General features: G+C 72.7%; 29 protein-coding genes. 8 read left to right on the top strand and 21 right to left on the bottom strand.

The genetic code is table 11. The annotated features are described in order from the left end of the window. Nucleotides 1-8 precede the first annotated feature (8 nt). Nucleotides 9-1,250 (bottom strand): GNAT family N-acetyltransferase, encoded by a 1,242-nt coding sequence (locus tag AC1VWI_RS24340; RefSeq protein WP_499513139.1) that lies wholly within the window; start codon nucleotides 1,248-1,250, stop codon nucleotides 9-11. Between the two features lie 58 nt (nucleotides 1,251-1,308). Continuing rightward, nucleotides 1,309-1,881, bottom strand: coding sequence for an RsiG family protein (locus AC1VWI_RS24335; protein ID WP_499513138.1), 573 nt, complete (start codon nucleotides 1,879-1,881; stop codon nucleotides 1,309-1,311). A 171-nt stretch (nucleotides 1,882-2,052) separates the two neighbouring features. On the opposite strand from AC1VWI_RS24335, the gene dtd reads away from it, so the two are divergent. Next, nucleotides 2,053-2,478 carry a D-aminoacyl-tRNA deacylase gene (dtd, locus tag AC1VWI_RS24330; RefSeq protein WP_499513137.1) on the top strand — a complete coding sequence of 142 codons (426 nt, stop codon included), beginning with the start codon at nucleotides 2,053-2,055 and terminating at the stop codon, nucleotides 2,476-2,478. Between the two features lie 10 nt (nucleotides 2,479-2,488). On the opposite strand, the gene ygfZ is transcribed toward dtd, so the two are convergent. The 7 genes from ygfZ to AC1VWI_RS24295 all read right to left on the bottom strand — a co-directional run bounded on the left by ygfZ (nucleotide 2,489) and on the right by AC1VWI_RS24295 (nucleotide 8,435). Next, the gene (gene ygfZ / locus AC1VWI_RS24325) at nucleotides 2,489-3,517 is read right to left on the bottom strand and encodes a CAF17-like 4Fe-4S cluster assembly/insertion protein YgfZ (RefSeq protein ID WP_499513136.1); all 1,029 of its coding nucleotides are present in this window, start codon (nucleotides 3,515-3,517) and stop codon (nucleotides 2,489-2,491) included. A gap of 10 nt (nucleotides 3,518-3,527) precedes the next feature. Next, nucleotides 3,528-3,980, bottom strand: a complete 453-nt coding sequence (locus AC1VWI_RS24320; protein WP_499513135.1) for a Fur family transcriptional regulator — start codon at nucleotides 3,978-3,980, stop codon at nucleotides 3,528-3,530. A 79-nt stretch (nucleotides 3,981-4,059) separates the two neighbouring features. Then, on the bottom strand, nucleotides 4,060-4,623 hold the full coding sequence (locus AC1VWI_RS24315) for a heme-binding beta-barrel domain-containing protein (RefSeq protein ID WP_499513134.1): 564 nt from the start codon (nucleotides 4,621-4,623) through the stop codon (nucleotides 4,060-4,062). A gap of 245 nt (nucleotides 4,624-4,868) precedes the next feature. Then, nucleotides 4,869-5,957: a hypothetical protein gene (locus tag AC1VWI_RS24310; protein ID WP_499513133.1), complete on the bottom strand. Its 1,089-nt coding sequence runs from the start codon at nucleotides 5,955-5,957 to the stop codon at nucleotides 4,869-4,871. After that, entirely contained in the window at nucleotides 5,954-6,883 is a 930-nt protein-coding gene (locus AC1VWI_RS24305; RefSeq protein WP_499513132.1) for a hypothetical protein, read from the bottom strand. Before AC1VWI_RS24305 ends, AC1VWI_RS24310 begins: the two co-directional genes overlap by 4 nt. Next, nucleotides 6,880-7,674, bottom strand: coding sequence for a hypothetical protein (locus tag AC1VWI_RS24300; protein ID WP_499513131.1), 795 nt, complete (start codon nucleotides 7,672-7,674; stop codon nucleotides 6,880-6,882). Before AC1VWI_RS24300 ends, AC1VWI_RS24305 begins: the two co-directional genes overlap by 4 nt. Nucleotides 7,675-7,748: 74 nt before the next feature. After that, nucleotides 7,749-8,435 (bottom strand): hypothetical protein, encoded by a 687-nt coding sequence (locus AC1VWI_RS24295; RefSeq protein ID WP_499513130.1) that lies wholly within the window; start codon nucleotides 8,433-8,435, stop codon nucleotides 7,749-7,751. A gap of 186 nt (nucleotides 8,436-8,621) precedes the next feature. Between AC1VWI_RS24295 and AC1VWI_RS24290 the strand changes: the two genes are divergently transcribed. Continuing rightward, nucleotides 8,622-8,984, top strand: coding sequence for a DsrE family protein (locus AC1VWI_RS24290; RefSeq protein ID WP_499513129.1), 363 nt, complete (start codon nucleotides 8,622-8,624; stop codon nucleotides 8,982-8,984). A gap of 54 nt (nucleotides 8,985-9,038) precedes the next feature. Here the strand turns inward: AC1VWI_RS24290 and AC1VWI_RS24285 are convergent, their stop codons facing one another. From AC1VWI_RS24285 to AC1VWI_RS24250, 8 genes are all read right to left on the bottom strand, one after another. After that, nucleotides 9,039-9,272, bottom strand: coding sequence for a hypothetical protein (locus AC1VWI_RS24285; RefSeq protein ID WP_499516897.1), 234 nt, complete (start codon nucleotides 9,270-9,272; stop codon nucleotides 9,039-9,041). 122 nt (nucleotides 9,273-9,394) lie between these two features. Then, the gene (locus AC1VWI_RS24280; RefSeq protein WP_499513128.1) at nucleotides 9,395-9,685 is read right to left on the bottom strand and encodes a DUF1416 domain-containing protein; all 291 of its coding nucleotides are present in this window, start codon (nucleotides 9,683-9,685) and stop codon (nucleotides 9,395-9,397) included. Between the two features lie 34 nt (nucleotides 9,686-9,719). Further along, on the bottom strand, nucleotides 9,720-10,565 hold the full coding sequence (locus AC1VWI_RS24275; protein ID WP_499513127.1) for a sulfurtransferase: 846 nt from the start codon (nucleotides 10,563-10,565) through the stop codon (nucleotides 9,720-9,722). A 146-nt stretch (nucleotides 10,566-10,711) separates the two neighbouring features. Further along, a complete protein-coding gene (locus tag AC1VWI_RS24270) occupies nucleotides 10,712-10,792 on the bottom strand; it encodes a putative leader peptide (RefSeq protein ID WP_360910367.1) in 81 nt (26 codons plus the stop codon). A 159-nt stretch (nucleotides 10,793-10,951) separates the two neighbouring features. After that, on the bottom strand, nucleotides 10,952-11,665 hold the full coding sequence (locus AC1VWI_RS24265) for an LmeA family phospholipid-binding protein (protein ID WP_499513126.1): 714 nt from the start codon (nucleotides 11,663-11,665) through the stop codon (nucleotides 10,952-10,954). Nucleotides 11,666-11,710: 45 nt separating this feature from the next. Further along, nucleotides 11,711-12,592 carry a hypothetical protein gene (locus tag AC1VWI_RS24260; RefSeq protein ID WP_499513125.1) on the bottom strand — a complete coding sequence of 294 codons (882 nt, stop codon included), beginning with the start codon at nucleotides 12,590-12,592 and terminating at the stop codon, nucleotides 11,711-11,713. Nucleotides 12,593-12,596: 4 nt separating this feature from the next. Further along, a complete protein-coding gene (locus AC1VWI_RS24255; RefSeq protein WP_499513124.1) occupies nucleotides 12,597-12,860 on the bottom strand; it encodes a MoaD/ThiS family protein in 264 nt (87 codons plus the stop codon). Nucleotides 12,861-12,958: 98 nt separating this feature from the next. Next, entirely contained in the window at nucleotides 12,959-13,801 is an 843-nt protein-coding gene (locus AC1VWI_RS24250; protein ID WP_499513123.1) for an alpha/beta hydrolase, read from the bottom strand. A gap of 178 nt (nucleotides 13,802-13,979) precedes the next feature. On the opposite strand from AC1VWI_RS24250, the gene AC1VWI_RS24245 reads away from it, so the two are divergent. From AC1VWI_RS24245 to AC1VWI_RS24220, 6 genes are all read left to right on the top strand, one after another. Continuing rightward, nucleotides 13,980-14,741, top strand: a complete 762-nt coding sequence (locus AC1VWI_RS24245; protein ID WP_499513122.1) for a response regulator transcription factor — start codon at nucleotides 13,980-13,982, stop codon at nucleotides 14,739-14,741. A 66-nt stretch (nucleotides 14,742-14,807) separates the two neighbouring features. Continuing rightward, nucleotides 14,808-15,830 carry a LacI family DNA-binding transcriptional regulator gene (locus tag AC1VWI_RS24240; RefSeq protein ID WP_499513121.1) on the top strand — a complete coding sequence of 341 codons (1,023 nt, stop codon included), beginning with the start codon at nucleotides 14,808-14,810 and terminating at the stop codon, nucleotides 15,828-15,830. A 175-nt stretch (nucleotides 15,831-16,005) separates the two neighbouring features. Then, nucleotides 16,006-17,088, top strand: a complete 1,083-nt coding sequence (locus AC1VWI_RS24235) for a S1C family serine protease (protein ID WP_499513120.1) — start codon at nucleotides 16,006-16,008, stop codon at nucleotides 17,086-17,088. Nucleotides 17,089-17,117: 29 nt separating this feature from the next. Continuing rightward, complete coding sequence (locus AC1VWI_RS24230) at nucleotides 17,118-17,303, top strand: hypothetical protein (RefSeq protein WP_499513119.1); 186 nt, start codon at nucleotides 17,118-17,120, stop codon at nucleotides 17,301-17,303. 73 nt (nucleotides 17,304-17,376) lie between these two features. Next, nucleotides 17,377-18,114: a response regulator transcription factor gene (locus tag AC1VWI_RS24225; protein WP_499513118.1), complete on the top strand. Its 738-nt coding sequence runs from the start codon at nucleotides 17,377-17,379 to the stop codon at nucleotides 18,112-18,114. Continuing rightward, a complete protein-coding gene (locus tag AC1VWI_RS24220; protein WP_499513117.1) occupies nucleotides 18,114-19,631 on the top strand; it encodes a sensor histidine kinase in 1,518 nt (505 codons plus the stop codon). Before AC1VWI_RS24225 ends, AC1VWI_RS24220 begins: the two co-directional genes overlap by 1 nt. A 39-nt stretch (nucleotides 19,632-19,670) precedes the next feature. On the opposite strand, the gene AC1VWI_RS24215 is transcribed toward AC1VWI_RS24220, so the two are convergent. From AC1VWI_RS24215 to AC1VWI_RS24200, 4 genes are all read right to left on the bottom strand, one after another. Further along, complete coding sequence (locus AC1VWI_RS24215) at nucleotides 19,671-21,326, bottom strand: RICIN domain-containing protein (RefSeq protein ID WP_499513116.1); 1,656 nt, start codon at nucleotides 21,324-21,326, stop codon at nucleotides 19,671-19,673. A gap of 178 nt (nucleotides 21,327-21,504) precedes the next feature. Continuing rightward, nucleotides 21,505-22,689 carry a glutathionylspermidine synthase family protein gene (locus tag AC1VWI_RS24210; protein ID WP_499513115.1) on the bottom strand — a complete coding sequence of 395 codons (1,185 nt, stop codon included), beginning with the start codon at nucleotides 22,687-22,689 and terminating at the stop codon, nucleotides 21,505-21,507. Next, nucleotides 22,689-22,985, bottom strand: a complete 297-nt coding sequence (locus AC1VWI_RS24205; RefSeq protein WP_499513114.1) for a hypothetical protein — start codon at nucleotides 22,983-22,985, stop codon at nucleotides 22,689-22,691. Before AC1VWI_RS24205 ends, AC1VWI_RS24210 begins: the two co-directional genes overlap by 1 nt. Before the next feature lie 112 nt (nucleotides 22,986-23,097). After that, nucleotides 23,098-24,897, bottom strand: coding sequence for a bifunctional metallophosphatase/5'-nucleotidase (locus tag AC1VWI_RS24200; protein ID WP_499513113.1), 1,800 nt, complete (start codon nucleotides 24,895-24,897; stop codon nucleotides 23,098-23,100). Nucleotides 24,898-25,031: the final 134 nt, after the last annotated feature.

Genomic DNA, 25,031 nt, shown 5'->3' with positions numbered 1-25,031 from the left:
GACAACGGTTAGAACGTGTCGATCGGCCACGGCCTGCGCGCGGTGCGGAACAGCGCGTCGAGGCGGGCCACGCCGCCCGGGCGGGATTCCGCGGCGCCGCCGGTGACGGTCAGGCGGGCCGCGGACTCGTCGCCGAGGTAGAGGGAGGCGAGGGCGGCGGCGGTGAGGGAGACGTCCGGGGCGGCGGAGGGGGCCGCCTCGGCGGTGGCGGTGCCGTCGGCGGCGGCTTCGAGGCGGAAGCGGCCGGCGGCGTGGCCGTCGGGGTCGGCGACGTCGAGGACGACGGAGCCCGGGGCCGCGTAGGTGCGGGCGGACAGGGCGCGGGGGACGTCGAGCAGGCGCAGCCACAGGAAGTCGCTGGTGGAGTGGACGTGGGCGGCACGCGGGTCGTCGAGCAGCAGCGGCAGGACGTCGTCCGGGCCGCGGAAGCCGGTGCGTACGGTGGCGACCCAGTCGATGGCGAGCAGGTAGCGCCACAGGGCGCGTTCGGCCTCGGGGGTGGCGGCGAGCAACTCCCGCACGGTGAGCGGGACCTTGGGGAACATCCCGTGCCAGGTGTCCTCGGCCGTGTACGCGGCCAGGCCGTCGACGCGTCCGGAGGCGTCGCGGTAGAGGACGAAGATCGGTTCCTTCCAGGGGAAGGCGGGGTTGACCACCGTCCCCGTGGTGTACTCCCAGAAGCGCTCGGTGCGGTTGATCGCGCCGGGATGGCGCAGCCGCACCCGGTCGTGGAGCTGGGGGCCGAGCTTGAGGACCTCGGACGGGTCCGCCAGGTCGATGCGGCCGCTGTCGGACGGCGCTCCCTGGGGGCGGCCCGCGCGGGCGGTGTCGACCTCCCACTCGGTGACCCCCGCGGCGGGGCCGAAGCCGAAGCGGCCGTAGATCCGGTACTCGGCGGCGACGAGGATCGCGACCGGCTCGCCGCGGCGCACGCAGGCGTCGAGTTCCGCGGCCATCATGCGGGAGGCGAGGCCGCGGCGGCGGTGCGTGGCGGTGACGGAGACGTTGGTGATCGCCGAGGCGGGCAGCACCGCGCCGCCGGGCACGGTGAGTTCACGGGGCATGCTGCGGAAGGTGGCCACGCAGCGGCCCTCGTCGAACGCGCCTTGGGTGCGGTCCAGGTCCGTCTGGGAGCGGCGGAGGGCGATCTCCTCCTCGGTCACCGTCGGCGGCCGGTGGAAGCCGGTGTTGACGGCGCGCAGCCAGCCGGGGAAGTCGGACTCGCCGATCGTACGGACCTCAAGGCTCATGCCCCGCACGGTAGGCGGACCCGCGGCCCGGCCGCATCCCGTTTTCGCCGCGTCGCCGTCAGTCGCCCGCCAGCAGGTCGTCGACCCGGGCCTCGCCCTCGCGGTAGCGGCGGGCGATCTCGGTGCTGCAGCCGTCGACCGTCCGCTGCAGGGACTGCCGGCAGCGCGAGACCTGCTGCTCGTGCCGGACCAGCCGGCCCATCGCGTCGTGGAGTTCCTGGTCGGTGCGGGCCTCGAGGTCGGAGAGCTGGACCTCGGCGAGCATCTCCTCGGCGAGCTGCCGGTAGCGCTCGCTGTGCGGGGTGCCCAGGGTGACGTGGCGGGCGGAGGTGCGGTGCCGGGACGGGGTGTCGGTGAGGATCTCGGAGAGCCGGTCGAGCACGGGCGCGTCCGGGGCGGTGCGCCGGGCGAGTTCGGCGCGGAGGATGTCGATCCGGCCCTGGAGGAGCCGCCGCAGGTAGGAGAGGTCGGCCTCCTCCAGCTGGGCCTCGCGGCGCGCGGTGCGCAGCCCTTCGAGGGTGAGGTCGGCGAAGTCGGGCTGGGGGGTGCCGGCGGTGAGGGGGGAGCGCGGGCCCGGTGCCTTGAGCATGCGATCGCCTTCCGCCGTGCCGGTCGTGATGCTGTGCTTCATCGCTGTCCGTCCCCTCGTCCCCCACGTCGGGCAGATCTCGATCGTGCCACCGAGTAACTGCGTCGCGCAGGCACCTGCACCCGAACGGCGGCTCCGGACAGTTGTGCGTGAGTCCAAGCGGGCGTACGGCCCGGGTGCCGCGCGCCCCCACCGACCCGGGACAATGGCGGCATGCGTGCGGTGGCCCAGCGGGTGAGCGAAGCGAGTGTCGTGGTGGACGGCGAGACGGTCGGCGAGATCGCCGGTCCCGGCCTGTGCGTGCTGGTGGGGGTGACGCACGACGACACCGCGGAGAAGGCGGCCCAGCTGGCGCGGAAGTTGTGGGGGCTGCGCATCCTGCCCGGTGAGGAGTCCTGCTCCGACATCGCCGCGCCGCTGCTCGTGATCTCCCAGTTCACCCTCTACGGTGACGCCCGCAAGGGGCGCCGCCCCACCTGGAACGCGGCGGCGCCCGGCCCGGTCGCCGAGCCGCTGGTGGACGAGGTGGTGGCACAACTGCGGGCGCTGGGCGCGCACGTGGAGACGGGCCGCTTCGGAGCGGAGATGAAGGTCTCGCTCACGAACGACGGCCCGTTCACGGTCGTGCTGGAGATGTGAGGCGCGCCCCTCAGGGCTCGACGACCGTCTCCTGGTTCGCCGCCGTCCCGTCCGCGAGCAGCAGCGCGTCCACCGGGGTGTTGCGCTTGATCACGGCGAGGGCGATCGGGCCGAGTTCCCAGTGCCGGGCGGAGGAGGTGACGGTGCCGACCGGGCGGCCGTCCGGTCCATCCGCGGCGAGCCGTACGGGCGCGCCGTGGCCGGGCAGCTTGACCTCGCTGCCGTCGAGGTGGAGGAAGACCAGGCGGCGCGGCGGCCGGCCGAGGTTGTGCACCCGGGCGACGGTCTCCTGGCCGCGGTAGCAGCCCTTGTCGAGGTGGACGGCGGTGTCCAGCCAGCCCAGCTCGTGCGGGATGGTGCGGTGGTCGGTCTCCAGACCGAGCCGCGGCCGGTGCCCTTCGATCCGCAGGGCCTCCAGGGCCAGCACGCCGACGGGGGTGCCGACCTCGGAGAAGAAGCGCGCGGAGCTCTCTGAAAGGGTGGTGGCGGGCGACGGGTGGGCGAGGGCCTCCAGTTCGCCGCGCGGCACGAACACGTCGCGGCCGTAGGGGACCTCGCGCACCGGCCAGTCCGCGGGGACGGCGGCGATGCTGCCCGCCGGCAGGTGCACGACGGCGTACTCGCCGGTCCGGTCCGAGACGTCGACCTGGTAGAAGAACTTCATGCTCTCCAGGTACGCGATCAGCTCGGCCTGCGTGCCGGGCTCGACGTGCATCCAGGTGGCCGTGCCGTCGTCGACGAGGTAGAGGGCGTGCTCGATGTGGCCGTGGGCGGAGAGGACCAGCGCCTCGGTGGCCCGGCCGGGCGGGAGGTCGCTGACGTGCTGGGTGAGCAGCAGGTGGAGCCACGCGAGGCGGTCCTGGCCGGTGACGGCGACGACGCCACGGTGGGAGAGGTCGACGAATCCGTTGCCGTCCGCCAGGGCGCGCTGCTCGCGGAAGAGGTCTCCGTAGTGCGCGGCGACTCCCTCGTCGGGGCCTTCCGCGGGAACGGCGCCGGGGAGCGACAGCAGGGGACTGGTCGTTGTTTGTCGCTGCATGCCCACCAGCCTACGTCCGGTTACTTGAACCCTCAGGCGTTCGGGGCTTCCCCGCGCAGTCCGCGCACCGGCCGAAGATCGCGAAGTGCTTCATGTCGGTCTCGAAGCCGTACGTCTCGCGCAGCCGCGCGGTCAGCGGCTCGGCGACGGAGACGTCGGCCTCGATGACCGACTCGCAGTCCCGGCAGACCAGGTGCATGTGGTGGTGCCGGTCGGCGAGGTGGTAGGTGGGGGCGCCGTGCCCGAGGTGGGCGTGGCTGACCAGGCCCAGTTCCTCCAGGAGCTCCAGGGTGCGGTAGACCGTGGAGATGTTGACGCCCGAGGCGGTCCTGCGCACCTCGGTCAGGATGTCGTCCGGCGTCGCGTGCTCCAGCGTGTCGACCGCCTCCAGGACAAGCTGCCGCTGCGGCGTCAGCCGGTAGCCGCGCTGCCTCAGGTCGCTCTTCCAGTCCGTGGTGACCACGAGGACAGTCTAGGCAAGGGAAAGGGGGATCACGGAGTCGTGATCCCCCTCGGGGGTCGCGCGGGGCCCGTGGGGCGGCTCAGCGGAAGAAGGCGATGCCGTCGTCCGGGAGGTCCTTGAGGTCCTTCGCCCACTCGCTGGGGTTGACGACCTTCTTCAGGTGCGCCGACATGTAGGGGCGCAGCGGCACCTCGGGGGTGGCCTTCTCGCCCACCCACATCAGGTCGCTCTTGACGTAGCCGTACAGGCGCTTGCCGCCGCTGTACGGGGGCGCGTCGCCGAGCCGGGCCACGGCGTCGGTGACCAGGTCGATCTGCGGCTTGCCCTCGGCGAGCTCGCCGTACCAGATCTCGATCACGCCGTCGTCGCGGGTCATGGTGATCTCGACCTTGCGGTCCTTGTCGATCCGCCAGAAGCCCGACTCGCTCTCGAGCGGCTTCACCGGCTTGCCCTCGGCGTCCAGCACCCAGGACTTGGAGGTGTACTCCAGGAACGGCCGTCCGTCGTGGCTGAAGATCACTTCCTGCCCGAAGTTGCACTTCTCGGCGCCGGGGAAGTCGAAGACGCCCGCGCCTTCCCAGGTGCCCAGGAGGAAGGCGAGCGGGACCAGGTCGGGATGCAGGTCGGAGGGGATCTCGATCATGTTCAGCGCTGTCCCTGGTAGAGCTTCTTCACGGCCAGAGCGGAGAACGCGATGACGCCAAGGCAGACCAGGACGAGCAGGGTGTCGAAGAAGAACTCAATGGCGCTCACGAGCGTGCTCCTCGGGCAGGCGCGGACGGTCGGCGGCCGGTGGGCCAGCTACGAGTCTAGTGGTCGGGTGCGGGCGCGGCCGCGTGAGGTCCGCCCCACGCGCCGCGCCCGCACCCGATGCCCCGGTGGTCCTCGTCAGCCGAGCAGTTGTGCCTGCAGCAGCACGGCCTGGTGGAACGGGACGGCCGGCTGGGTCCCGGCCTTGGAGAGCACGACCATGGCCACGACGTCGCCGGACTGGACGTAGCCGTACCGGACGTGCTCGGCGCCGCGCGGCTTGTCCTCGTCGTAGAGGGACAGGTGCAGATCGGAGTCGTCGAGCGACGTCGAATCCCAGTCCGTGTCGTAGTCGGCCGCCGCGGCCTTGGCGAGGGCGCCGTCGTCGATGAGCGCGTCCTTGACGTCGCTCGAGTACCCCCAGGTCGCGAACTGCAGCAGGTAGACCTCCGCGCGGGTGCCGTCGCCCATGGTCCAGGCGCGGGCGGCGATGTGCCGGAGGGTGTTCTGCTCGAGCCTCCCGGTCAGCTTCTTGCGGTCGTCCTCGCGGAAGACCTCCAGGAAGTCGCGGGTCGGCAGCCACCCGGTGGCGCCCGGGAAGGTCTTGTCGACCTTGGCCCCGGCGGGCGCCGGCAGCAGCAGGGTGCGGATGTCCGCGTAGTGCCGGCGGGGCGGGTTGTGGTCCCCGTCCAGCGGCCGGGGCGCCCCGGCCGGCAGCTTGGGCAGCTTCAGGGCGGGGTAGGTCCACCGGCCGTCGTCCGGGGTCCGCAGACCCGGGATCTCGGTCCGCTCGGGCTGCGTGACGGCGTACGCCGCGGCCCCGCCGAGGGCCGCGAACGCCACGACGGCGGCGGTCCACCGCACGGCGGCACGCAGCCCCCTGCGCTCCCGCAGCCGCTTCCGCGGGCGGGGTGCGGCAGGCTCCGCTGAGACGGCCTCGGAGACCACCTCGGCGGGCACGGGCTCCCCCACGGCTTCCGCCGCGGCCACGTCGGATGCGCTCCCGGCGGGCTCCGTCGACGCGGGCTCCACCGGGGCGTTCTCCGTCGACGCGGGCTCCGTCGCGGCTTCGGCGACGACGGGCTCGGCGGCCTCCGCAGGCACGACCTGCGCCGCGTCGTCCCCGGAGGGAGCCGACTCGGGGGCGGCCTCCGTGCGGGTCTCCTCCGCCGGGGCGGCGGCCTGCGCCGGGATCTTCACGGCGTCGCTCTGGGTCTGCTCGGTCATGCGGCCTCTCCCGGGTCCTGTACGCGGTCGAGCTGCTGCTTGAACAGATCCGCGGCGTCGTCCTTCTTCAGCGGCGAGGCGCCCGAGACGGACATGCGGATGGTCAGGTCGCCCTCGGTCGCCTCGCAGATCATGGTGTCGAGCTTCGCGCCGGGCTTCTTGGGCGGCAGGACGCAGCGCGCCTTGGCGTGGCCCTCGATCTTCGGCCCGTTCCTGAAGACTCCGAGCGCCTTGGTGAACTCGGTGAAGAACTCGGTGCCGGCGCGCGCCGCGCGCTTGTTCTTCATCTGGACGATCTGCGTCTCGAAGACGGCCTCGCCCGACACCTCGCGGTACGTCCGCAGGCCCACGCCCTGGATGTGCAGCCCCGCCACGGCCTTGTGCAGACGGTCCCGCTGCTTCTTCGGCAGCCCGGCGAGGTCGCCCTCGAAGACGGCCACGGCCTCCTTGCCGGTGAACTCCGCGTCGTTGCCGTACTCGCCGACGTCCGGGCCCGGCATGTACGCATCCGGCACGGGCAGCAGCAGCTTGCCGAGCGCGCCGTAGTGGCTGCCGCCGGACTGGCTGCCGTACGCGCCGGTCTTCTTCGGCTCGGGGGCCTTCCAGGTCCGCGGGCTCGCCTGCTTGCCGTCGTCCTTCTGGTGCTGCAGCACGGCGATGCCGATGCCACCGCCCGCGACGACGGCGACCAGCGCGGCCGCGATGCCCAGGGCGAGGCCACGGCGGCCACGGCGGGGCGTGGGGGCGGCCTCAGGCCCGGTGGTCCCGTCCGCGGGCGGAAGGCCGGCGAGCGGTGCCGGCTGGGCCTCGGGCTCGGCCGACTGGCCCTCGGGCTGGTCCGGCTGCGGCTCGGGCCGGGCCGCCGGGGCCTCGGGGCGGACCTCGGGCTGCGGCTCCGCGGGGACAGGGGTGTTCTCGTCGCTCACAGCCGCTCCCACTGCCGCTCGGCCAGGGACATGATGGTGGACTTCTTGATCGGCCGGTCCGAGTGCACCCAGATGTCCATCATGACCGTGCCCTTGCGGGCCAGGGCGCGCGCCGTGTACATGGGCAGGTAGCCCGCCTTCGTCCAGGGCTTGGAGTACACCCACGCCCTGCCGTCGAAAGCGCCGGGGATGGCCGTCCCCTTGTTGCCCGCGTACTTCTTCCCGGCCATGTAGCCCTGCTGCCCCGCGAGCATCTCGTCGGTGTAGGTGTCCGCCTCGTCGCGGAACTGGATCAGGTGGACCTCGGTGGTGACGGACGTGGCGTAGCCACCGGTCTGCCAGATGGAGACGGCCGCCCTCCGGAAGTCGTTGCTGTTCAGCTCGCTGAACATGTTGCCCGGTTCCTCGTACGTGTCGGCGTAGTCGTACAGCGAGAGCCAGTGGTCGTCGCCGAACGTGCCGTCGAGGTCCTTGGCGCCCTTGGGCTTCTTCACCAGCAGCTTGCGCAGGTCGCCGTCGTACGTGGCCAGCGTGTCCTCGGCGGCCGTGAGCGGCTTCGCCGCGGGGGCGGCGCCCTTGGGCTGCACGAGCTTCGGCTGGGCGAGCGGGGGGAGCGGCGTCTCGGGGCGGTCGTACTGGATCTGGTACCCGGCGCCGGCGCCCGCGAGGACGCCGAGGACCGCCGCGCAGGCGATCAGCAGGGTGGTCCGGCCGCGTCTGCGCGGCGGGCGGACGGGGGGCCCGTCCGGAACAGGGGCGTCCTGTTCCGGGACGGGGGTGTCCTGGGACAAAGGGTTCTCCACTGAGGTGTCCGTGGTTGGGTGCGGCCGGCGCGCGGGCCGGTCCGTACGTTCTGGTGTGCGGCTCAGCGGCCGGTCTTCAGGCGCCGGTACTGCTGGTCGAGAAGCCGGGTGAGCAGGGCCTTGCCGGGGGTCTTCGCCCCGGTGACCGAGAGGGTGACGTGCACGTCGCCCTGGTGGGACAGGACGATCACCGAGCCGGTGCTCTCGGCGGAGGAGGACGACAGCCGGTAGGCCTTGGCGGGGCTGCCCGACGAGGGGAGCGTGATCCGCGTGCCCTGGTAGTAGAAGGCGTTGTAGTAGCCGGTGGCGGAGCCGGCGCTCGCGAAGCGGACGAGCTGCGCGGAGACCTCGTACTCGCCGTCGCCGGTGAGGTAGGTCCGCTGGGCCGCCGCCTTGAAGCCGTAGGTGGCCAGGGCCTGCTTCACGTCGGCGGAGTCGGCGACCTCGGAACGGGAGAGCTCGGTGCCCTCCTCGTCGCCGTAGACCTCGGCGTCCGCCGGCGGGACGAGCAGGAAGTAGCGCAGGTCGCCGCGGTGCTTCCCGTCGTCCACGGAGCCCTTGAGGGTGCCGGCGGGCGAGGGCGTCGCCGTCGCGCCGCGGCTCGGGGACGCCGTCGGTGACGGCGTCGCGGGGTCCGCCGTCTCCGGACTCCGGCTGCTCGGCTCGGCCCCGCCCGGCGACGCGGACGCGGACGACGAGGACGAGGAGCCGAACGCCACGACGGCCCCCGCGGTCAATGTCGCGAGCACAACAAGTCCGACGATCGTGGCGATCACGACGCCGGTACGCGAATCGGTACGCGCTTCCACAAGCCCCCCCGGGCAGAAATCCGCGGCCGGCGCGCTGATCGCACCTACGCGGCCAACGCATTATGCCGAGCGCTGGTAAACGCTCCCAGTGTTTTTCCTGTGAGACGGCCACCTTAAGGTATGACCATGGCGAAGAAGCTCGTGATCAAGGTAACCGCAGGTGCGGACGCTCCCGAACGCTGCTCCCAGGCGTTCACGGTGGCGGCGGTGGCGGTCGCCAGCGGCGTCGAGGTGTCGCTCTGGCTGACCGGGGAGTCCGCGTGGTTCGCGCTGCCGGGACGGGCCGCGGAGTTCGAGCTGCCGCACGCCGCCCCGCTGCCCGAGCTGATCGAGGGGATCCTGGCGGGCGGCCGGATCACGCTGTGCACGCAGTGCGCGGCGCGCCGGGACATCACGGAGAAGGACGTGCTGGACGGAATCCGGATCGCCGGTGCGCAGGTCTTCGTGAGCGAGGCCATGGCCGACGGCACGCAGGCACTCGTCTACTGAGCCGCCGGGCCGGGTGGAGCGCGGCGGGGCGCGCGGGCACGGCTCCCCCGGGCGTCAGCGCTGGTCACGGTGGTCGTCGCGGCGGTCCAGCTCGCGCCACCACTCGTCGGACTTGGGGTCTCCGGTCTCGTCCCACCAGTGTTCGTCCGGGCCCCTGCGGTTCGCCACGACGGCGGCGATCGGCGGGATGACCATGGCCACCACGCACATCCCCACGGCCACCGGCACCGACCACAGGCGCACGAGGCTCCACGCCAGGACGAAGAGCAGCACGCAACTGCCCATCATGGCGTAATACCAGCGACGACGCCGCCTCGTGGACACCCTTCCACGGTACGACCCGAAGGGCCGCACTCCCACTCGGTGGCCCGGTGGGATTGCGGCCCTTCTTCGTACGCGCGGTCGCCGGGTCAGACGGCGATGGCGACCTCGGTGAGGTCACCCTGCTGCGCCACGACGGAACGGTCCACCGTCGCGCCCGGCACGAGGGCGCGCAGCGTCCACGAGCCCGGGGCCGCGAAGAAGCGGAACTGGCCGGTCGCCGAGGTCGGGACCTCGGCCGTGAACTCGCCGCCGCCGTCCAGCAGCCGGACGTAGCCGGTCACCGGCTCGCCGTCGCGGGTCACGGAACCCTGGATGATCGTCTCGGTCGCCACGTCGATGCCGGCCAGGTCCGGGCCGCCGGTCTTCGCTCCACACATGGTGCTGTTCCTCCGGGTCGGGGGTCTGGGGGGCTTACTTGGCGGCGCCGAGCTCGATCGGCACGCCGACGAGGGAGCCGTACTCGGTCCAGGAACCGTCGTAGTTCTTGACGTTGGGCTGGCCGAGCAGCTCGTGCAGCACGAACCAGGTGTGCGCGGAGCGCTCGCCGATGCGGCAGTAGGCGATGGTGTCCTTGGTCAGGTCCACGCCCTCGCCCTCGTACAGCTCCTTGAGCTCGTCGTCCGACTTGAAGGTGCCGTCGTCGTTGGCCGACTTCGACCACGGGATGTTGCGGGCGGTCGGAATGTGGCCGGGGCGCTGCGACTGCTCCTGCGGCAGGTGCGCCGGAGCGAGCAGCTTGCCGGAGAACTCGTCGGGCGAGCGGACGTCGACGAGGTTGAGGCTGCCGATGGCGGCGACCGCGTCGTCGCGGAAGGCGCGGATCGAGGCGTCCTGGGCCTGGGCCGTGTACTGCGTGGCCGGGCGGACGGGCACCTCGGAGCCGTCGACCAGGTCGCGGGAGTCCAGCTCCCACTTCTTGCGGCCGCCGTCGAGGAGCTTGACGTCCTGGTGGCCGTAGAGCTTGAAGTACCAGTAGGCGTAGGACGCGAACCAGTTGTTGTTGCCGCCGTAGAGCACGACGGTGTCGTCGTTGGCGATGCCCTTCTCCGACAGCAGCTTCTCGAAGCCGGCCTGGTCGACGAAGTCACGGCGCACCGGGTCCTGGAGGTCGGTCTTCCAGTCGATCCGGACGGCGTTCTTGATGTGGTTCTTGTCGTACGCCGACGTGTCCTCGTCGACCTCGACGATGACCACCTTCGGGTCGTCGATCCGGGCCTGGACCCAGTCGGCGTCCACCAGGACGTCACTGCGGCTCATTGCTGTTCTCCTCCGGGGCAGTTGCGGATGTCTCGGCGCACGGACGGGTGCGCACAGGTGCCGGGCTGCGCTGCACGGGCGCGTCGCGGCTTTTGCGCGGGGAAGGGCGGGGCCGCGTGCGGCGCCGGAAGACGGCGCGGGGGCCCCTACGGGATGCGACAGAGCATGGCGGCGACACGGCACAGGTCGACTGCCCGCCGCTTCGTGAGATCCGCCTGTCGCTTCATGGGCTCGATCGTAGGGAAGGGGACCGGCCGGTGTCACCGGCGGTCCGTATCCCGAGATAAGATTGTCCGTACTACGAGATGAACATCAGGTGCCGGGCCCTGCGCGGCCGCCCCGCCCCCGCCTGGTGCCGCCCCGACTGCGGAGCGGACACCCTCGTCTCACTGGGCGAGAACGACCTTCTTGCCCGTCGCCGCGATGCTGATGCCGTCGGCGTTCACGCTCACCGACGTGAGCTCGATGCCCTCCGGCAGGCCCGACAGCTCGCGGGTGAAGTCGATCCGCTCGCGGACCAGCTCCTCCACGACCGGGGGCAGCGAGTCCAGGTCCGGTATCTTGCCCGCGCTCAGCTTGATGCTGTCCTTGCCGGCCAGGCTGATCCCGCTCACCACGCTGCGCTTGATCGAGCCGACCGGGGTGGAGACCTCGACCCCCACCTTGATCTGGCCCTTGCCGTCCGCCGAGGTGCCCCCGTAACCGATGGTCACGCCGCTCGGGGCGGCCTTGGCGAGGTCCTCGTAGCTGACGAGGGCGGTGCCCTCGGCGGTGTCGGCGACCGCGCTGCTGAAGCCGCTGCCCAGGTCCACCCCGTGCAGGTCGGCCTGGAAGCGGGTGACGCGCAGCGACTGCCCGCCGGTGCCGGCGGCCTGCACGCCGTCCGCCGTCACCGCGACGTCGTCCAGCTTCTTGGCCAGCACCTGCGTGAGGAACGGGAAGCCCTTGATGTCGATCCCCGGCGGGGAGGTCAGCCCCAGCGTGGTCTTCGCCCGGTCCGCCGCCTCGGACTCCGCGAAGTGCACGGCGATCCGGTCCGCCGCGACGAACAGGCCGCCGAGGAGCACGACGAGGACGAGCAGGACCTTCAGAGCACGCATGAGACAACCCCCGAGTCGGTGTTCGGACCGACCCTAGTCGGTGTGTCAGCCCAGCAGGGCCCGGGCCATGACGTAGACGCCCGGCGCCGCGGCGGTCAGCGGCAGCGCCACACCCGCCGTGAAGTGGACGAACCGGGACGGGAAGTCGTAGCTGGCCACCCGCAGGCCGATCAGCGCGCACACCCCGGCGACCAGCGCGACCAGGGCCGCGTCGGAGGTCTCCAGCTGCCCGAGGGCGATGCCGCTGCCGGTGGCGGCGGCGAGCGCCACAGCCACGGAGACGACGCCCGGCAGCGGGATCGCCCGGGCGAGCGTCGCGACGGCGACCGCGATCACCGCGGTCACCACGGCGTCGGTGCCCCGCGGGTCCGCCGTGGTCGCCAGGAACCCGGTGGCCAGGATCGTGATGAGCGTCGAGGCGGTGGTCGCGGTCAGCGAGGAGAGCCGCTCCTCGGGACTGCCGCGGTGGCGCAGCTGCAGGACGAGAACGAGCAGCAGCCAGACGCCGAGGGTGCCCACGATCACGGCCGGGGCGTTGTCCGCCCCGTCGATCAGCACCGCGGCCTCGGCGGTGACGCCCGCCAGGAAGGCCAGCACGATGCCCTGCCTCGCCGGCCACATGCCGTTCAGCCGGAACCAGCCGGCCGCGGTGACCGCCTGCAGCACCACGCCCGCGGCGGCGAGCGCGGGGCGGCCCAGCAGCGCCCCGCCGGCCAGCAGCAGCGCCAGGGCGGCCGTGACGAGGGCGGGCTGCATGCCGGGGGCGATGATCGGCGAGCCGGTGCGGGACGCCTGCCGGCGCCGGGCGGCGCGGCCGCCGTCCGGGGGCGGCTGCGGGGCGCCCCCGACGGGCGGGAGGACGGCGGTGGCGTCGTGCGCGGGCATCGCGCCCGCGCCGCGGTCGTACCAGTCGTGGTTGTCGGTCACGTGCTCATCCTCCCGCGAACGGCGGGAGCACCTCGACGGTGCCGCCGTCGGCCAGCCGCACCCCGGTGTGGTCCCGGGTGCCGACGGGGTTCCCGTCGACCAGGAACGAACAGTTCGCCAGTACGCGGGCGAACTCGGGGCGCGACGCGTGGCGCTGGCGCGCCGCGTCCAGCGCCTCGGCGAGGGTGCCCTCCCGGTACGGCTCCTCCGCGGCGCCGGCGGCGGCCTTGGCCGCGGCCCAGTACCGGATGGTTCCGTGTGCCGCCATAGCGGTCCTTCCGTTCGCCCGTGCGGGTCCTGCCGCCGTCCATGATGGCGCAGCGACGGCGCCGCGAGGTGGCCGGGCCCGGTGTGCGGGCCGCGGGGTCAGCCGGGCGTGCCGGCGGGGCGGACCCGTTCGGCCGCCCACACCGCGATGCGGCGCAGGAGGTCGGGCGCCGCGGCGTTCTCGGCGTGGCCGAATCCGGGCTCGATCCACAGCTCCGCTGCGGCGCCCGCGGCGTCGGCGAGGGAGAGCGGGTGGTCGAGCGGGAAGTAGCCGTCCCGGTCGCCGTGCACGATGAGCAGCGGGGTGGGCGCGATGGACCGCACCGCCTCAACCGGGGGCACGGGCACGGGGTCCCAGTCCTTGCCGTGGATGCGCGTGTGCAGCAGCCCCCGGGAGACCAGGCGTCCCGCGGGGCGGGTGATGGCCCAGTGGACCCGGCGCATCGGCGCCGTACCCCGGTAGTACCAGCGCGCGGGCGCACTCACCGAGACCACGGCGTCGACGTGCGCCCCGTCGTGCGCCGGTTTGCGCCCCGCATGCCGCAGGACGACGGAACCGCCCATCGAGAAGCCCACCGAGGCCACCGCGGGGTGTCCCAGCCGTCGTGCCCAGCGCACCGCGGCGTCCAGGTCCCAGACCTCGCGGTCGCCGACCGTGGAGCGCCCGCCCGAGCGGCCGTGCCCCCGGAAGGAGAAGGTCACCACACCGCCGACGCCGTCCACCCGCGCGAAGATCTCCGCCGCGCGGCGCACGGCCGGCCGTTCCAGGGCGCCGGTGAAGCCGTGCGCGACCACGATCGCGAGCCCTCCGGGCGTCGCTCCGGGCAGGTACGCGGCGTCGATCGGCACCCGGTCCTCGGCCGTCAGCACCGCTCGCAACCCACCGGAAATGATCGACGGGACACACGACCGCGCAACCGCGGACTCACTTACCGACTCCATGTGGGCTATTCTCTTGGGTCAAGAGGATCCGGGCAGCGTCGCCCCCGGGTCCTTTCGTGCTTTCCGGGCGACCGGAGCGCACACGTCGGCGGACGCACACGTCCTCGCAGGGACCGAGGAGGGTCGCAATGGGCAAGCGGAACACGCATGACCGGACGATGAACGACGGGAGCGGCCGGTGAGCTCTCTCCTCCTCCTGACCAACGCACTCCAGCCGTCAACCGAGGTGCTCCCCGCGCTCGGACTGCTGCTGCACAACGTACGGGTGGCCCCGGCCGAGGGCCCCGCGCTGGTGGACACCCCCGGCGCCGACGTGATCCTCATCGACGGCCGCCGCGACCTGCCGCAGGTCCGCTCGCTGTGCCAGCTGCTGCGCTCCACCGGACCCGGCTGCCCGCTGGTCCTGGTGGTCACCGAGGGCGGCCTGGCGGCCGTCACCGCGGACTGGGGCATCGACGACGTCCTGCTGGACACCGCGGGGCCCGCCGAGGTCGAGGCGCGGCTGCGGCTGGCGATGGGCCGGCAGCAGATCAGCGTCGACGACAGCCCGATGGAGATCCGCAACGGGGACCTGTCGGTCGACGAGGCCACGTACAGCGCGAAGCTCAAGGGCCGGGTCCTGGACCTGACCTTCAAGGAGTTCGAGCTGCTCAAGTACCTCGCGCAGCACCCGGGCCGGGTCTTCACCCGCGCCCAGCTCCTGCAGGAGGTCTGGGGCTACGACTACTTCGGCGGCACGCGCACCGTGGACGTGCACGTACGGCGGCTGCGCGCCAAGCTCGGTCCCGAGCACGAGTCCCTGATCGGCACCGTCCGCAACGTCGGCTACCGCTTCGTCACCCCGGAGAAGGGCGAGCGGACGGCGGAGGAGCCGGCGCCGTCGCAGACCGAGGAGGCACCCGGGCAGGGGACGGCCGTCACCGCCTCCCGGAACGGCTGATCACGCGGTGGTCACGCCTGTGGACAGACGGTGGGACGCGCGGGTGTACCCGCGTAGACTCGGCCCGTGGCAAAGGTGACGCGTGACGATGTGGCAAGGCTTGCGGGAACCTCGACCGCAGTCGTCAGCTACGTCATCAACAACGGACCCCGGCCGGTCGCACCGGCCACCCGCGAGCGTGTCCTCGCGGCGATCAAACAACTGGGCTACCGCCCCGACCGGGTGGCCCAGGCGATGGCGAGCCGTCGCACGGACCTGATAGGCCTGATCGTGCCGGACGCCCGGCAGCCGTTCTTCGCGGAGATGGCGCACGCCGTCGAGAGGGCGGCCGCCGAGCGCGGCAAGATGGTGCTGGTCGGCAACTCGGACTACCTCGACGAGCGCGAGGTGCACTACCTGCGTGCCTTCCTCGGCATGCGGGTCTCCGGGCTGATCCTCATCAGCCAGGGCCTCAGCGAGCACGCGGCGACGGAGATCGACGCCTGGGACGCGCGGGTCGTGCTGATGCACCGGCGGCCCGAGGCGATCGACGACGTCGCGGTCGTGACGGACGACGTCGGCGGCGCCCAGCTCGCCACCCGGCACCTGCTGGAGCACGGGCACGCGTACGTGGCCTGCCTCGGCGGCACGGAGGTCACCCCGAAGCACGGCGACCCCGTCACGGACCACATCGAGGGCTGGCGCCGCGCCATGCAGGAGGCCGGGCTCCCCGTCGACGGCCATCTGTACTCGTCCCCGTACAACCGCTACGACGCCTACGAGGTCGGCCTGGAACTGCTCTCCCGGCCCGACCGGCCGACCGCCATCGTGTGCGCCACCGACGACCAGGCCATCGGCCTGCTGCGGGCGGCCCGCGAACTGCGGATCGACGTGCCCGGCGAGCTGGCCGTGGCCGGCTTCGACGACGTCAAGGAGGCGGGGCTGACCGACCCGCCGCTGACGACGGTGGCCTCGGACCGCGAGGCGATGGCCCGTGCGGCGGTGGACCTGGTGCTGGACGACGGGCTGCGGGTCTCCGGCTCGCGGCGGGAGCGGCTGCGGCAGTTCCCGTCCCGGCTGGTCGTGCGGCGCAGCTGCGGCTGCCACTGACCGTTCCGCCGGTCGCGGCGGGCCCCGCCCGCCGCGACCGGCGACCTGTCTACGGACCGTGTAAGCCTAGGCCCTGACCTGGCACTTCGTTCTTTATATCGGGCATACGGAACTCTGCCCCGGTTCTCAGGTCACGCTCAGGAAGCTCTCATGTTCGGCGAGCACAGTCATAGGCATGAACGAGAGCACCCGTCACGACGACGCCTACGACCCGCAGCAGCCGCAGCAGTCCCCCGGCGCCGGCGGGTACCCGTCCCGGCCGCCGTACGAGCCGCACGTCCCGCACGTCCCGTACGGACACCCGGCGCCCTACGCCTCGCAGCCCCAGCCCCAGCCCCAGCCGCAGCCCACGCCGATGCCGGCGCCCGCGACCGGGATCCCCAAGCAACGCAGGCGACGCCCCGTGGCCCTGGTCGCCTCCGTGGCGCTGGTGTCCGCGCTGATCGGCGGCGGGACGGCCGCCCTGGTGGGGCGGGCGACCACTTCGCCGTCCGTGGCGGGCACCACGACCAAGGTGATCGGCACCAGCAGTTCGGGCAGCACCGGCGTCGCGGCCGTGGCCGCCGCCGTCAGCCCGAGCATCGTGGAGATCAGCGCGACGTCCGGCGCCGGGGAGTCGACCGGTTCCGGCGTGGTCGTCACCGGTGACGGCGAGATCGTCACCAACAACCACGTCGTCTCCGGAGCGGACTCGGTCAAGGTCACCTTCAGCTCCGGCAAGACGGTCACCGCAGCCGTCGTCGGCACCGACGGCGGCAAGGACCTCGCGCTGGTGAAGGCCGAGGGCGTGAGCGGCCTGCCGGTCGCGTCGCTGGGCGACTCCAGCCGGGTCTCGGTCGGCGACCAGGTCGTCGCCATCGGCTCCCCCGAGGGCCTGACGGGCACGGTCACCAGCGGCATCGTCTCCGCGCTCGACCGCGACGTGACCATCTCCACCGGCCGGGGCCAGGGACAGCGACCCGGCGGCGGCACCGGCCGGTGGCCGTTCGAATTCGGCGGCGGCCAGTACAACGGCGACGTCGGCTCGTCCACGACCACGTACAAGGCGATCCAGACCGACGCCTCGCTCAACCCCGGGAACTCCGGTGGCGCGCTGATCAACATGAACGGCGAGATCATCGGCATCAACTCGGCCATGTACTCCGCCGCTTCCTCCTCCTCCGGCCAGGCCGGCAGCGTCGGCCTCGGCTTCGCCATCCCCGTGAACACCCTCAAGGCAGACCTCGACACCCTGCGCAACGGCGGCGGCGACAGCTGACCGCACCGCACCGAAGGGACGTGGGCACCATGAACGTCTTCCTGAGCACCTCCCTCCACCCCGCCGGAGTCCCGTCCGGCCCCTCCGACCGCGCGCTGATCCCCTACCGGGAGCCGGCCGCCCGCGAGCCGGAGATCGCGACCACCCGCCGGTACGCACGCCGCTACGCCCGCCGGGCGATTGCGGCCCACCGCCTCGCCGCCGTGCGAGGCTAAGAACCGGAGCACCCCACCGCACCCCCGGCGGCACCCACCGCCCCCGACCCTCATCCCGCGAGGTGGAAGACCATTGAGCCCCGGCGAGAACGGCGAGGCCCCCGCCCGCATCCTGATCGTGGACGACGAGCCCGCGGTCCGTGAAGCACTCCGGCGCAGCCTCGCCTTCGAGGGATACGAGACCGAGCTGGCGGAGGACGGCCTGGCCGCCTTGGACCAGGTCGCCTCCTACCGGCCCGACGCGATCGTCCTCGACGTCCTCATGCCGCGCATGGACGGCCTCACCACCGCCCGCAGGCTCCGGTCCGGCGGCACCACCACACCGATCCTCATGCTCACCGCCCGCGACACGGTGGGCGACCGGGTCACCGGTCTCGACGCGGGCGCCGACGACTACCTCGTCAAGCCCTTCGAGCTGGACGAACTGCTGGCCCGGCTGCGGGCGCTGCTGCGGCGCAGCGCGTACGCGACGGTGCCGGGCGGCGACCACGGCGAGGAGAGCGTGCTGTCCTTCGGGGACCTGCGGATGGACACCTCGACCCGCGAGGTCACCCGGGCCGGCGTGCCGGTCGAGCTGACCCGCACCGAGTACACCCTGCTGGAGATGTTCCTCGCGCACCCGCGCCAGGTGCTCACCCGGGAGCAGATCCTCAAGGCGGTCTGGGGCTTCGACTTCGAGCCGAGCTCCAACTCCCTGGACGTGTACGTCATGTACCTGCGGCGCAAGACCGAGTCCGGCAGCCTGCCCCGCCTGGTCCACACCGTGCGGGGCGTCGGCTACGTGCTGCGCTCCGCGGAGGGCAAGGGCTGATGCCGCGCATCCCGCGCTTCCGTTCCCTGCCGCTGCGGTCCCGGCTGGCGATCCTCACCGCGGCCGCCGTGGCGGCCGCCGTGGCCGCGTGTGCGCTGGCCTGCTGGTTCATCGTGCAGAAGCAGCTGATGGACCAGCTGGACGAATCGCTGCGCGCGCCGGGCAACGCGGCCCCCGCCGCCCGGAGCGTGCTCGTGGACTACGGATGCCTGAGCAAGCCCCAGAAGGACACGTCCGACGGGGCGCTCGCCTTCAACCCCAACCACTCGTCCGTGCTGCTCGTCACCGAGGACGGCACGGGGTGCTGGGTGCTCGGCGACGAGATGCTCCCGGTGAGCGAGGCCGACCTGGCCGTGGTCCGGGGTGACGCGTCGGAGTCCCTGCAGACCGTGACCACGAAGGACGGCACGGAGATGCGGGTGCTGACGCGGCGCGCCCAGATCGAGTACTCCCGCCATCAGACCGAGCGGGCCGCGATCTCGGTCGGCCGCCCGCTCAGCGAGGTGACCGGGCCGCTGAACACCCTGGCCGTGATCCTGCTGGCCGTCAGCGGGATAGGGGTGGTCGGCGCCAGCGTCGCCGGACTCGGGGTGGCCCGTGCGGGGCTGAAGCCGGTGGACCGGCTCACCGACACCGTGGAGCACGTCGCCCGCACCGAGGACCTGAGCGTCCGCATCCCCGTCGAGGGCCGCGACGAGATCGCCCGGCTGTCGGCCTCCTTCAACTCCATGACGGCCGCGCTGTCCTCCTCCCGCGAGCTGCAGCAGCAGCTGATCGCGGACGCCGGTCATGAACTGCGCACCCCGCTCACCTCCCTGCGCACCAACATCGAACTGCTGGAACGCAGCGAGCTGACCGGCCGGGAACTGCCCCCGGAGGACCGCCGGGAACTGATGCTGTCGGTGAAGGCCCAGATGAGCGAACTGGCCACGCTCATCGGCGATCTGCAGGAGCTGTCCCGTCCGGACGCGGCGCCCGGCGGCTCGCCCTCGCAGACCGTGGCGTTCCACGAGGTCGTGGAGGCGGCGCTGGAGCGGGCCCGGCGCCGTACCGGTCCCGACCTGAAGATCACCACCGAGCTGGCCCCCTGGTACCTGCGGGCCGAACCGTCCGCCCTGGAACGGGCGGTGATCAACCTCCTGGACAACGCCGTGAAGTTCAGCCCGCCGGCCGGCACGATCGAGGTCGACCTGCACGGCGGCGAGCTCACGGTCAGGGACCACGGCCCGGGCATCCCACCGGAGGACCTGCCGCACGTGTTCGAGCGCTTCTGGCGTTCGGCCTCCGCCCGCAGCCTGCCCGGCTCGGGCCTCGGCCTGTCGATCGTGGCCCGTACGGTGCAGCAGCTCGGCGGCACCATCGCCCTGCGCCCCGCGCAGGGCGGCGGCACCGTGGCGGTCGTACGGCTGCCCGGGGCGCAGACCCCGCCGCCAGCGGCACCGGAGACGCCCGGGACACCGGAGACGCCCGGGGCTCCCGGGACACCCGAGATGCCCGGGACACCCGAGACCGTCTGAGACCGTCGGCACGCCGGGTGGCCCGCCCGTCCGGGCCGGCTACCCGGCGTGCCAGCGCTGTGCGTCGCCGTCGCCGGCGGAGGCGAAGGAGAGGGTGGAGCCGGGGGTCGAGCCGTCCGGCTGCATCGCGGTGCCGAGGTCGATCTGCGGGTGGATCCGGCCCAGCGAGTCCACCAGGAACTGCAGGTTCCGCGCGTTCCTGCCCTCAACCGACGAGCAGGCCCAGATGCCGAGGCCGCGGTCGGTGTCACCGCGTGAGTCCAGGCAGAAAGAGGAGTCCGCGCCGTTGACCAGCAGGCCGCGGGAGTCCACCCGCCACTGCTGGGAGGCCGAGCCGGAGTCGCAGCCCGCGACGATGACGTCGTCGCCCTTGTCGAACTCCTCGTCCCGTACGTCCAGGCAGAGGCCGGACGCGTCGTTGACGATCTGGGCGTAACTGCCGCCCGGCACCCTCCGCGGCGGGCCCGCGCTCGGCGTGCGCGTCGCCGGGACCTGTCGGGTGGCCCCGGCGCCGGGCCGCGTGGGCGACCGGGTCGCGGAGGCGCTCGGGGTCCCCGCGGGGCTCGGGGTGAGGGTCTGCGTGGCGGTGGCGGTGGCGGTCGTGGTGATCGTGACCGAGCCCGTGGGCGGCTGGGGCAGTGCCCTGTCGCTGCCGGTCGGCGCGGGGTCGTCGCCCGTCGCGTACACCAGGCCGGTGACCGCCAGGCTGGCGGCGGCGACCAGCACCAGGGAGACCAGGGGCGAGGGGTGGCGGGCGCGCAGGTTCAGCAGCCGCTCCAGCGGTCCGGGCCGCCGGCGCCGGCGGGACGTCGGGGGCGGAGCCGGCGGGGCGGGTGCGGTGGCGGGCAGCGCGGGGGCGGACCGGGCCGCCAGGTAGGCGGGCCCCGCCCATCCGAGCAGGGCCGTGGCGAGCAGCGGCCGGGGGTCGCGTTCGAGGACGATCAGCGTCTGAAGCGCACCGGCACAGCCCTGGCAGTGCGCGAGGTGCTGCTCCACGTCCTCGTTCTGCCGGGCGTCGTCACGGCGGGCGGCGGCGTCGAGGAGGCGGCCGAAGCCCTTGCACCGGGGGTCCTCGCTGCGCTCCAGGTACGTCCGCAGGTAGGCCTCGCGCAGCGCGTCCCGGGCCCTGGCGGTCAGGTCGGGCAGCTCCGGGGCCCGGTCGCCGGTCCAGCGGGAGACGTCGGCGTCGCCCTCCCGCTCGACGACCGCGTGCCACAGCACGCCCTGGGTGTGCTGGGGCAGCACGGCGAAGGCGCCGCAGAGCACGGAGCGTTCGGCCAGGTGGAGCCGAGGGTTGACGGGCAGGCCCGGGAGCCCGGGGACGCGCTGCTCGGCGCCGCGGATGTCGTCGATGAAGGCGGCGTACTCGTCACCGAGCCGTTCACGGCGGCTGCCGCCCGCCCACACGGCGGCGGCCTGGTGGACGAGCATCAGCAGCCGGTGCCGCCAGGGACCGCGCGGGTCGACCCCCCGGTGCACCTCCTGCCAGGCCAGCGCGAAGGCCTGCGCCGCGAGTTGGTCGGCGGCGGACTGTCCGCGGGCGCACAGCCGTGCGTAGCAGAGCACGGCCGGGAGGTGACGGCGGCGCAGTTCCTCGGTCGCCGGGTAGGCGGTCGGTGCTCCGGCCCGTACCCGCTCGGTGAGAGCGGCGTCGGACAACTCGTCATAGACGGGCTCTTGGTGCGTTTGGGACACGGCGGACCACCCGGACACGTCGATGGGTCTGGAGGGACAGGGTTGCCCATGGTGGGCCACAAGTTACTGCCGAGGAAAGTGTTTCCGCTGGTAACTCCCCTGCCCGGCAAGGGGTAAGCGCCTTCAGCCCACGCACTGCGGCCGACGGGTCACCCTGTGCCGCCGAGGTCGCGCCCGCTCAGCGGATGACGTGCGGCAGGAAACGCGCGTACGTGTCGGTGACCAGGCCCGCCGACTCGCGGATGCCGAGCCCGGCCGGCTCGTCCGCCACGACCCATGCGCCGAGCACCACGTGGTTGCCGTCGAACACGGGCAGCGGGGCCAGTTCCTGGTAGCAGCAGGGTTCGTCGGCGCGCGGCACGGCGGCTTCGCCCGCGCGGTGCACCGTGACGCCCGCGCCCTCGCGGCCGAGCAGCGGCTTGGCGACCCAGCCGGTGGTCCGGGCGAGGTCGCGGGGACCGTCGAGGTGGGCGGCGAGGAGGTTGGGGTGGTCCGGGTGGAGCTCCCACAGGACGGCCAGCAGCGCCTTGTTGGACAGCAGCATCTTCCAGGCGGGCTCGATCCAGCAGGTGGTGCCGGTGCCGCCGCCGTTGTCGAGGGTGTCCAGGACGTGGCCGCCGAACGGGTCGCCGGCCAGCCACTCCCAGGGGTAGAGCTTGAAGCAGCTGCGGATGAAGCGCATCCGGTCGTCGACGAAGCGCCCGGAGAGCTCGTCCCAGCCGATCGCCTCGACGGACAGGGCGTGGGTGTCGAGTCCGGCCTGCTCGGCGGTCTCCCGCAGGTAGGCCACCGTCATCAGGTCCTCGCCGAGCTCGTCGGCCTCGGTGTGGGCGAAGTGCACCGGGCCGGGCGGCAGCAGCGGGGCCTGGCGCCGCCACGCGTCGACGAGGCGTTCGTGGAGGGAGTTCCACTGGTCGGCACCGGGGAAACGGTCCTCCATCCAGAACCACTGGGCGCTGGCCGCCTCCACCAGCGAGGTGGGGGTGTCGGCGTTGTACTCCAGCAGCTTCGCCGGGCCGGTCCCGTCGTAGCGCAGGTCGAAGCGGCCGTAGAGGGAGGGGAGTTCACTGCGCCGCCGCCAGGACTCGGCGATCCGCCCGGCCAGGTGCGGGTCGTGGACGCCGAGCTCGGCGAAGCGGTCCTCGGCCACGATGTGCTCCGCGGCGGCGAGGCACATCGCGTGCAGTTCCGCGACGGTCTCCTCCAGGGCCTCGACCTCCGGGAGCGAGAACGCGTAGTACCCGCTCTCGTCCCAGTACGGCCGCAGGGAGCCGTCGGGATGACGGGTCAGCGGGTAGACGACGCCCTGGTCCTCCACGATCCGCTGCCAGCCCGGGCGCGGCTCGACGGCGTACCGGCGCATCAGCCGCCGCCGGACCCGTGGCCCGAGCCGTGGCCGCCGAAGCCCCCGGTCTTCACCGACGACTTGTCGAAGCTGCCGCCCTTGGCCTTCCCGTTGCGGACGCTGCCGCCGTAGTAGTAGCGGCCGTGGCCGCCGTCGTCGTCGCACTCCTCGACCGGGAGCGTCCGGTACGTGTCCGGGTCCACGCAGCGCTTGTCGGGGTCGGAGCCGCACGCGGTCAGCGCGGCGGCCAGCACGCCCATGCCGCCGAGGATCACCGTGCCGGACCTGAACCGCCGTCGCTCCGTAGTCGTCATGTCCACAGCGTAGGCAGCGGGGGCCGCCGCCACGAGAGCGGGGTCGCGGGCGGCCCGCCGCGAAGAACGGGGGCGGAGCACGGTCGCGGGACCCGCCCGCTCGTGCCGCGTATTACTGGACGATCGTGATGCGGTTCGCCGCCGGGGCCGCCAGCGGCGCGGAGGCCGAGGAGTTGGCGGTCAGGTAGGCGTTGAGCGCGGCCAGGTCGTCCCCACCGACGAGCTCGTTGGTGCCCTTGGCCAGCTCGCCGAAGCCGTCACCGCCGCCGGACAGGAAGGAGTTCATCGCGACGCGGTAGCTGCCCGCCGGGTCGATCGGGGCGCCACCGAGACGGATCGAGTCGGTCACGACACGGGCGGCACCGGTCTTGGTGAGGTCCAGCGTGTAGGTCAGGCCGCTGGAGATCTGCAGGATCTTCGGGGCGGCCTCGTTGCTGCCGCTGACCTGCTGCTGGAGCACGGTGACCAGCTGGGCGCCGGTCAGCGTCCGCAGGTTGACCGTGTTGCTGAACGGCTGGACCGCGAAGCCCTCGGCGTAGGTGACGACGCCGTCGCCCTCGCTGCCGGTGGCCTTGTGCACCAGGTCGGTGCGGATCCCGCCGGGGTTCATCAGTGCGATCGTGGCCGAGGGGTCGAGGGTCTTGGCGTACGCGAGCTGCGCGTCGGCGATGAGGTCGCCGAGGGCGGACTCGTTGCCGGCCCGGGTGATGTCCTGCGAGATGTAGCCGACGGTGCGGCCCGCGACCGGGGCGGCCAGCGTCTGCCAGCGGCTGATCAGCGAGGTCATGTCCGCGGCCTTGGTCTGGGTGCGGTCCACGACGTGGTTGGAGCCCTCGACCGAGGCGCGCACGATGTCGTGCGTGCGCAGGTCGTACTTCATGTCGAGCTCGGTGAAGAGCCGGCCGAAGGACGCCGCGCTGGTGACCAGGCGGTCGTTGCCCTTGGGGTCGGGGATGGTGCAGACGTACGCGTTGTGGGTGTGGCCGGTGACCAGCGCGTCGACGTCCGCCGAGGTGTTCTTGGCGATGTCGACGATCGGGCCGGACAGACCGGCGCCCGCACCGCCGGCGTCGCAGTCGTAGTTGTACGCGGAGGAGGCGGGGAAGCCGCCCTCGTGCACGAGCGCGACGACGGCGTTGACGCCCTTGCGCTTGAGCTCCTTGGTGTACTTGTTGATCGTCTCGACCTCGTCGAGGAACTTCAGGCCCTTGACGCCCTCGGCGGTGACGATGTTCGGGGTGCCCTCGAGCGTGACGCCGATGAAGCCGACGCGGACGCCCTTGACGTTCTCGATGGTGTAGGGCTTGAGCAGCGGGCGTCCGGTCTTCTCGTTGACGACGTTCGCCGAGAGGATCGGGTAGTCCGCGCCCTTGAACTTGCGGCCCTTCTCGTAGCAGCCCTCGACCGGGTGGCAGCCGCCGTTCTGCAGACGGAGCAGCTCGTCCTTGCCCTCGTCGAACTCGTGGTTGCCGACGCCGGTGACGTCCAGGCCCAGCTTGTTCATGGCCTCGACAGTGGGCTCGTCGTGGAACAGGCCCGACAGCAGCGGGCTGGCGCCCACGATGTCGCCGGCGGCGACGGTGAGCGAACGCTCCTGCCCCTTGCGGGCGGTGCGCAGGCTGGAGGCCAGGTACTCGACGCCGCCGGCGTCGACGGTCTTGGTGGTGCCGTCCGCCTGGAGCTCGGTGACGCGGCCGGAGGAACCGGCCGGGGGCTCCAGGTTGCCGTGGAAGTCGTTGACGGCGAGCAGCTGGAGGTCGACGGTACGGCTGCCGTGGCCGTGACCCCCGTGGTGGGTCTCGTGGGCCTGGGCGGCCGGGCTCGCTATCGCGAGCACACCGACCGCCGCCAGGCCGGCGGTCGCGGCGGCGACGCGGCGTGCGGCACGGCGACGCGGGTGGGTCACTGACATGGGTCCCCTTGGACGTGAACGATGGATGGAGGCGGAGGACGGCCGCAGCCTATTGTCAACGCGCGTAGTTGTCAGTGGCTTTGCGGTTACGGGCAGGTTTCGACTGATCGGTACATGACGGGCAGCCGGGCATT

Source organism: Streptomyces sp. TOM-9, from assembly GCF_056858595.1.
Note: the sequence above shows the minus strand (reverse complement) of the source record. Positions and strands in the feature narration are given on the sequence as shown.

What these genes read in the sequence shown, in the direction of transcription:
- AC1VWI_RS24255 (WP_499513124.1), bottom strand. Translation starts at nt 12,860, where the DNA reads ATGGCGGCACACGGAACCATCCGGTACTGGGCCGCGGCCAAGGCCGCC.
- AC1VWI_RS24210 (WP_499513115.1), bottom strand. Translation starts at nt 22,689, where the DNA reads ATGCGCCGGTACGCCGTCGAGCCGCGCCCGGGCTGGCAGCGGATCGTG.
- AC1VWI_RS24315 (WP_499513134.1), bottom strand. Translation starts at nt 4,623, where the DNA reads ATGATCGAGATCCCCTCCGACCTGCATCCCGACCTGGTCCCGCTCGCC.
- dtd (WP_499513137.1), top strand. Translation starts at nt 2,053, where the DNA reads ATGCGTGCGGTGGCCCAGCGGGTGAGCGAAGCGAGTGTCGTGGTGGAC.
- AC1VWI_RS24270 (WP_360910367.1), bottom strand. Translation starts at nt 10,792, where the DNA reads ATGAAGCGACAGGCGGATCTCACGAAGCGGCGGGCAGTCGACCTGTGC.
- AC1VWI_RS24235 (WP_499513120.1), top strand. Translation starts at nt 16,006, where the DNA reads ATGAACGAGAGCACCCGTCACGACGACGCCTACGACCCGCAGCAGCCG.
- AC1VWI_RS24340 (WP_499513139.1), bottom strand. Translation starts at nt 1,250, where the DNA reads ATGAGCCTTGAGGTCCGTACGATCGGCGAGTCCGACTTCCCCGGCTGG.
- AC1VWI_RS24280 (WP_499513128.1), bottom strand. Translation starts at nt 9,685, where the DNA reads ATGTGTGGAGCGAAGACCGGCGGCCCGGACCTGGCCGGCATCGACGTG.
- AC1VWI_RS24290 (WP_499513129.1), top strand. Translation starts at nt 8,622, where the DNA reads ATGGCGAAGAAGCTCGTGATCAAGGTAACCGCAGGTGCGGACGCTCCC.
- AC1VWI_RS24265 (WP_499513126.1), bottom strand. Translation starts at nt 11,665, where the DNA reads ATGCGTGCTCTGAAGGTCCTGCTCGTCCTCGTCGTGCTCCTCGGCGGC.
- AC1VWI_RS24285 (WP_499516897.1), bottom strand. Translation starts at nt 9,272, where the DNA reads ATGATGGGCAGTTGCGTGCTGCTCTTCGTCCTGGCGTGGAGCCTCGTG.
- ygfZ (WP_499513136.1), bottom strand. Translation starts at nt 3,517, where the DNA reads ATGCAGCGACAAACAACGACCAGTCCCCTGCTGTCGCTCCCCGGCGCC.
- AC1VWI_RS24220 (WP_499513117.1), top strand. Translation starts at nt 18,114, where the DNA reads ATGCCGCGCATCCCGCGCTTCCGTTCCCTGCCGCTGCGGTCCCGGCTG.
- AC1VWI_RS24310 (WP_499513133.1), bottom strand. Translation starts at nt 5,957, where the DNA reads ATGACCGAGCAGACCCAGAGCGACGCCGTGAAGATCCCGGCGCAGGCC.
- AC1VWI_RS24230 (WP_499513119.1), top strand. Translation starts at nt 17,118, where the DNA reads ATGAACGTCTTCCTGAGCACCTCCCTCCACCCCGCCGGAGTCCCGTCC.
- AC1VWI_RS24205 (WP_499513114.1), bottom strand. Translation starts at nt 22,985, where the DNA reads ATGACGACTACGGAGCGACGGCGGTTCAGGTCCGGCACGGTGATCCTC.
- AC1VWI_RS24250 (WP_499513123.1), bottom strand. Translation starts at nt 13,801, where the DNA reads ATGGAGTCGGTAAGTGAGTCCGCGGTTGCGCGGTCGTGTGTCCCGTCG.
- AC1VWI_RS24335 (WP_499513138.1), bottom strand. Translation starts at nt 1,881, where the DNA reads ATGAAGCACAGCATCACGACCGGCACGGCGGAAGGCGATCGCATGCTC.
- AC1VWI_RS24275 (WP_499513127.1), bottom strand. Translation starts at nt 10,565, where the DNA reads ATGAGCCGCAGTGACGTCCTGGTGGACGCCGACTGGGTCCAGGCCCGG.
- AC1VWI_RS24200 (WP_499513113.1), bottom strand. Translation starts at nt 24,897, where the DNA reads ATGTCAGTGACCCACCCGCGTCGCCGTGCCGCACGCCGCGTCGCCGCC.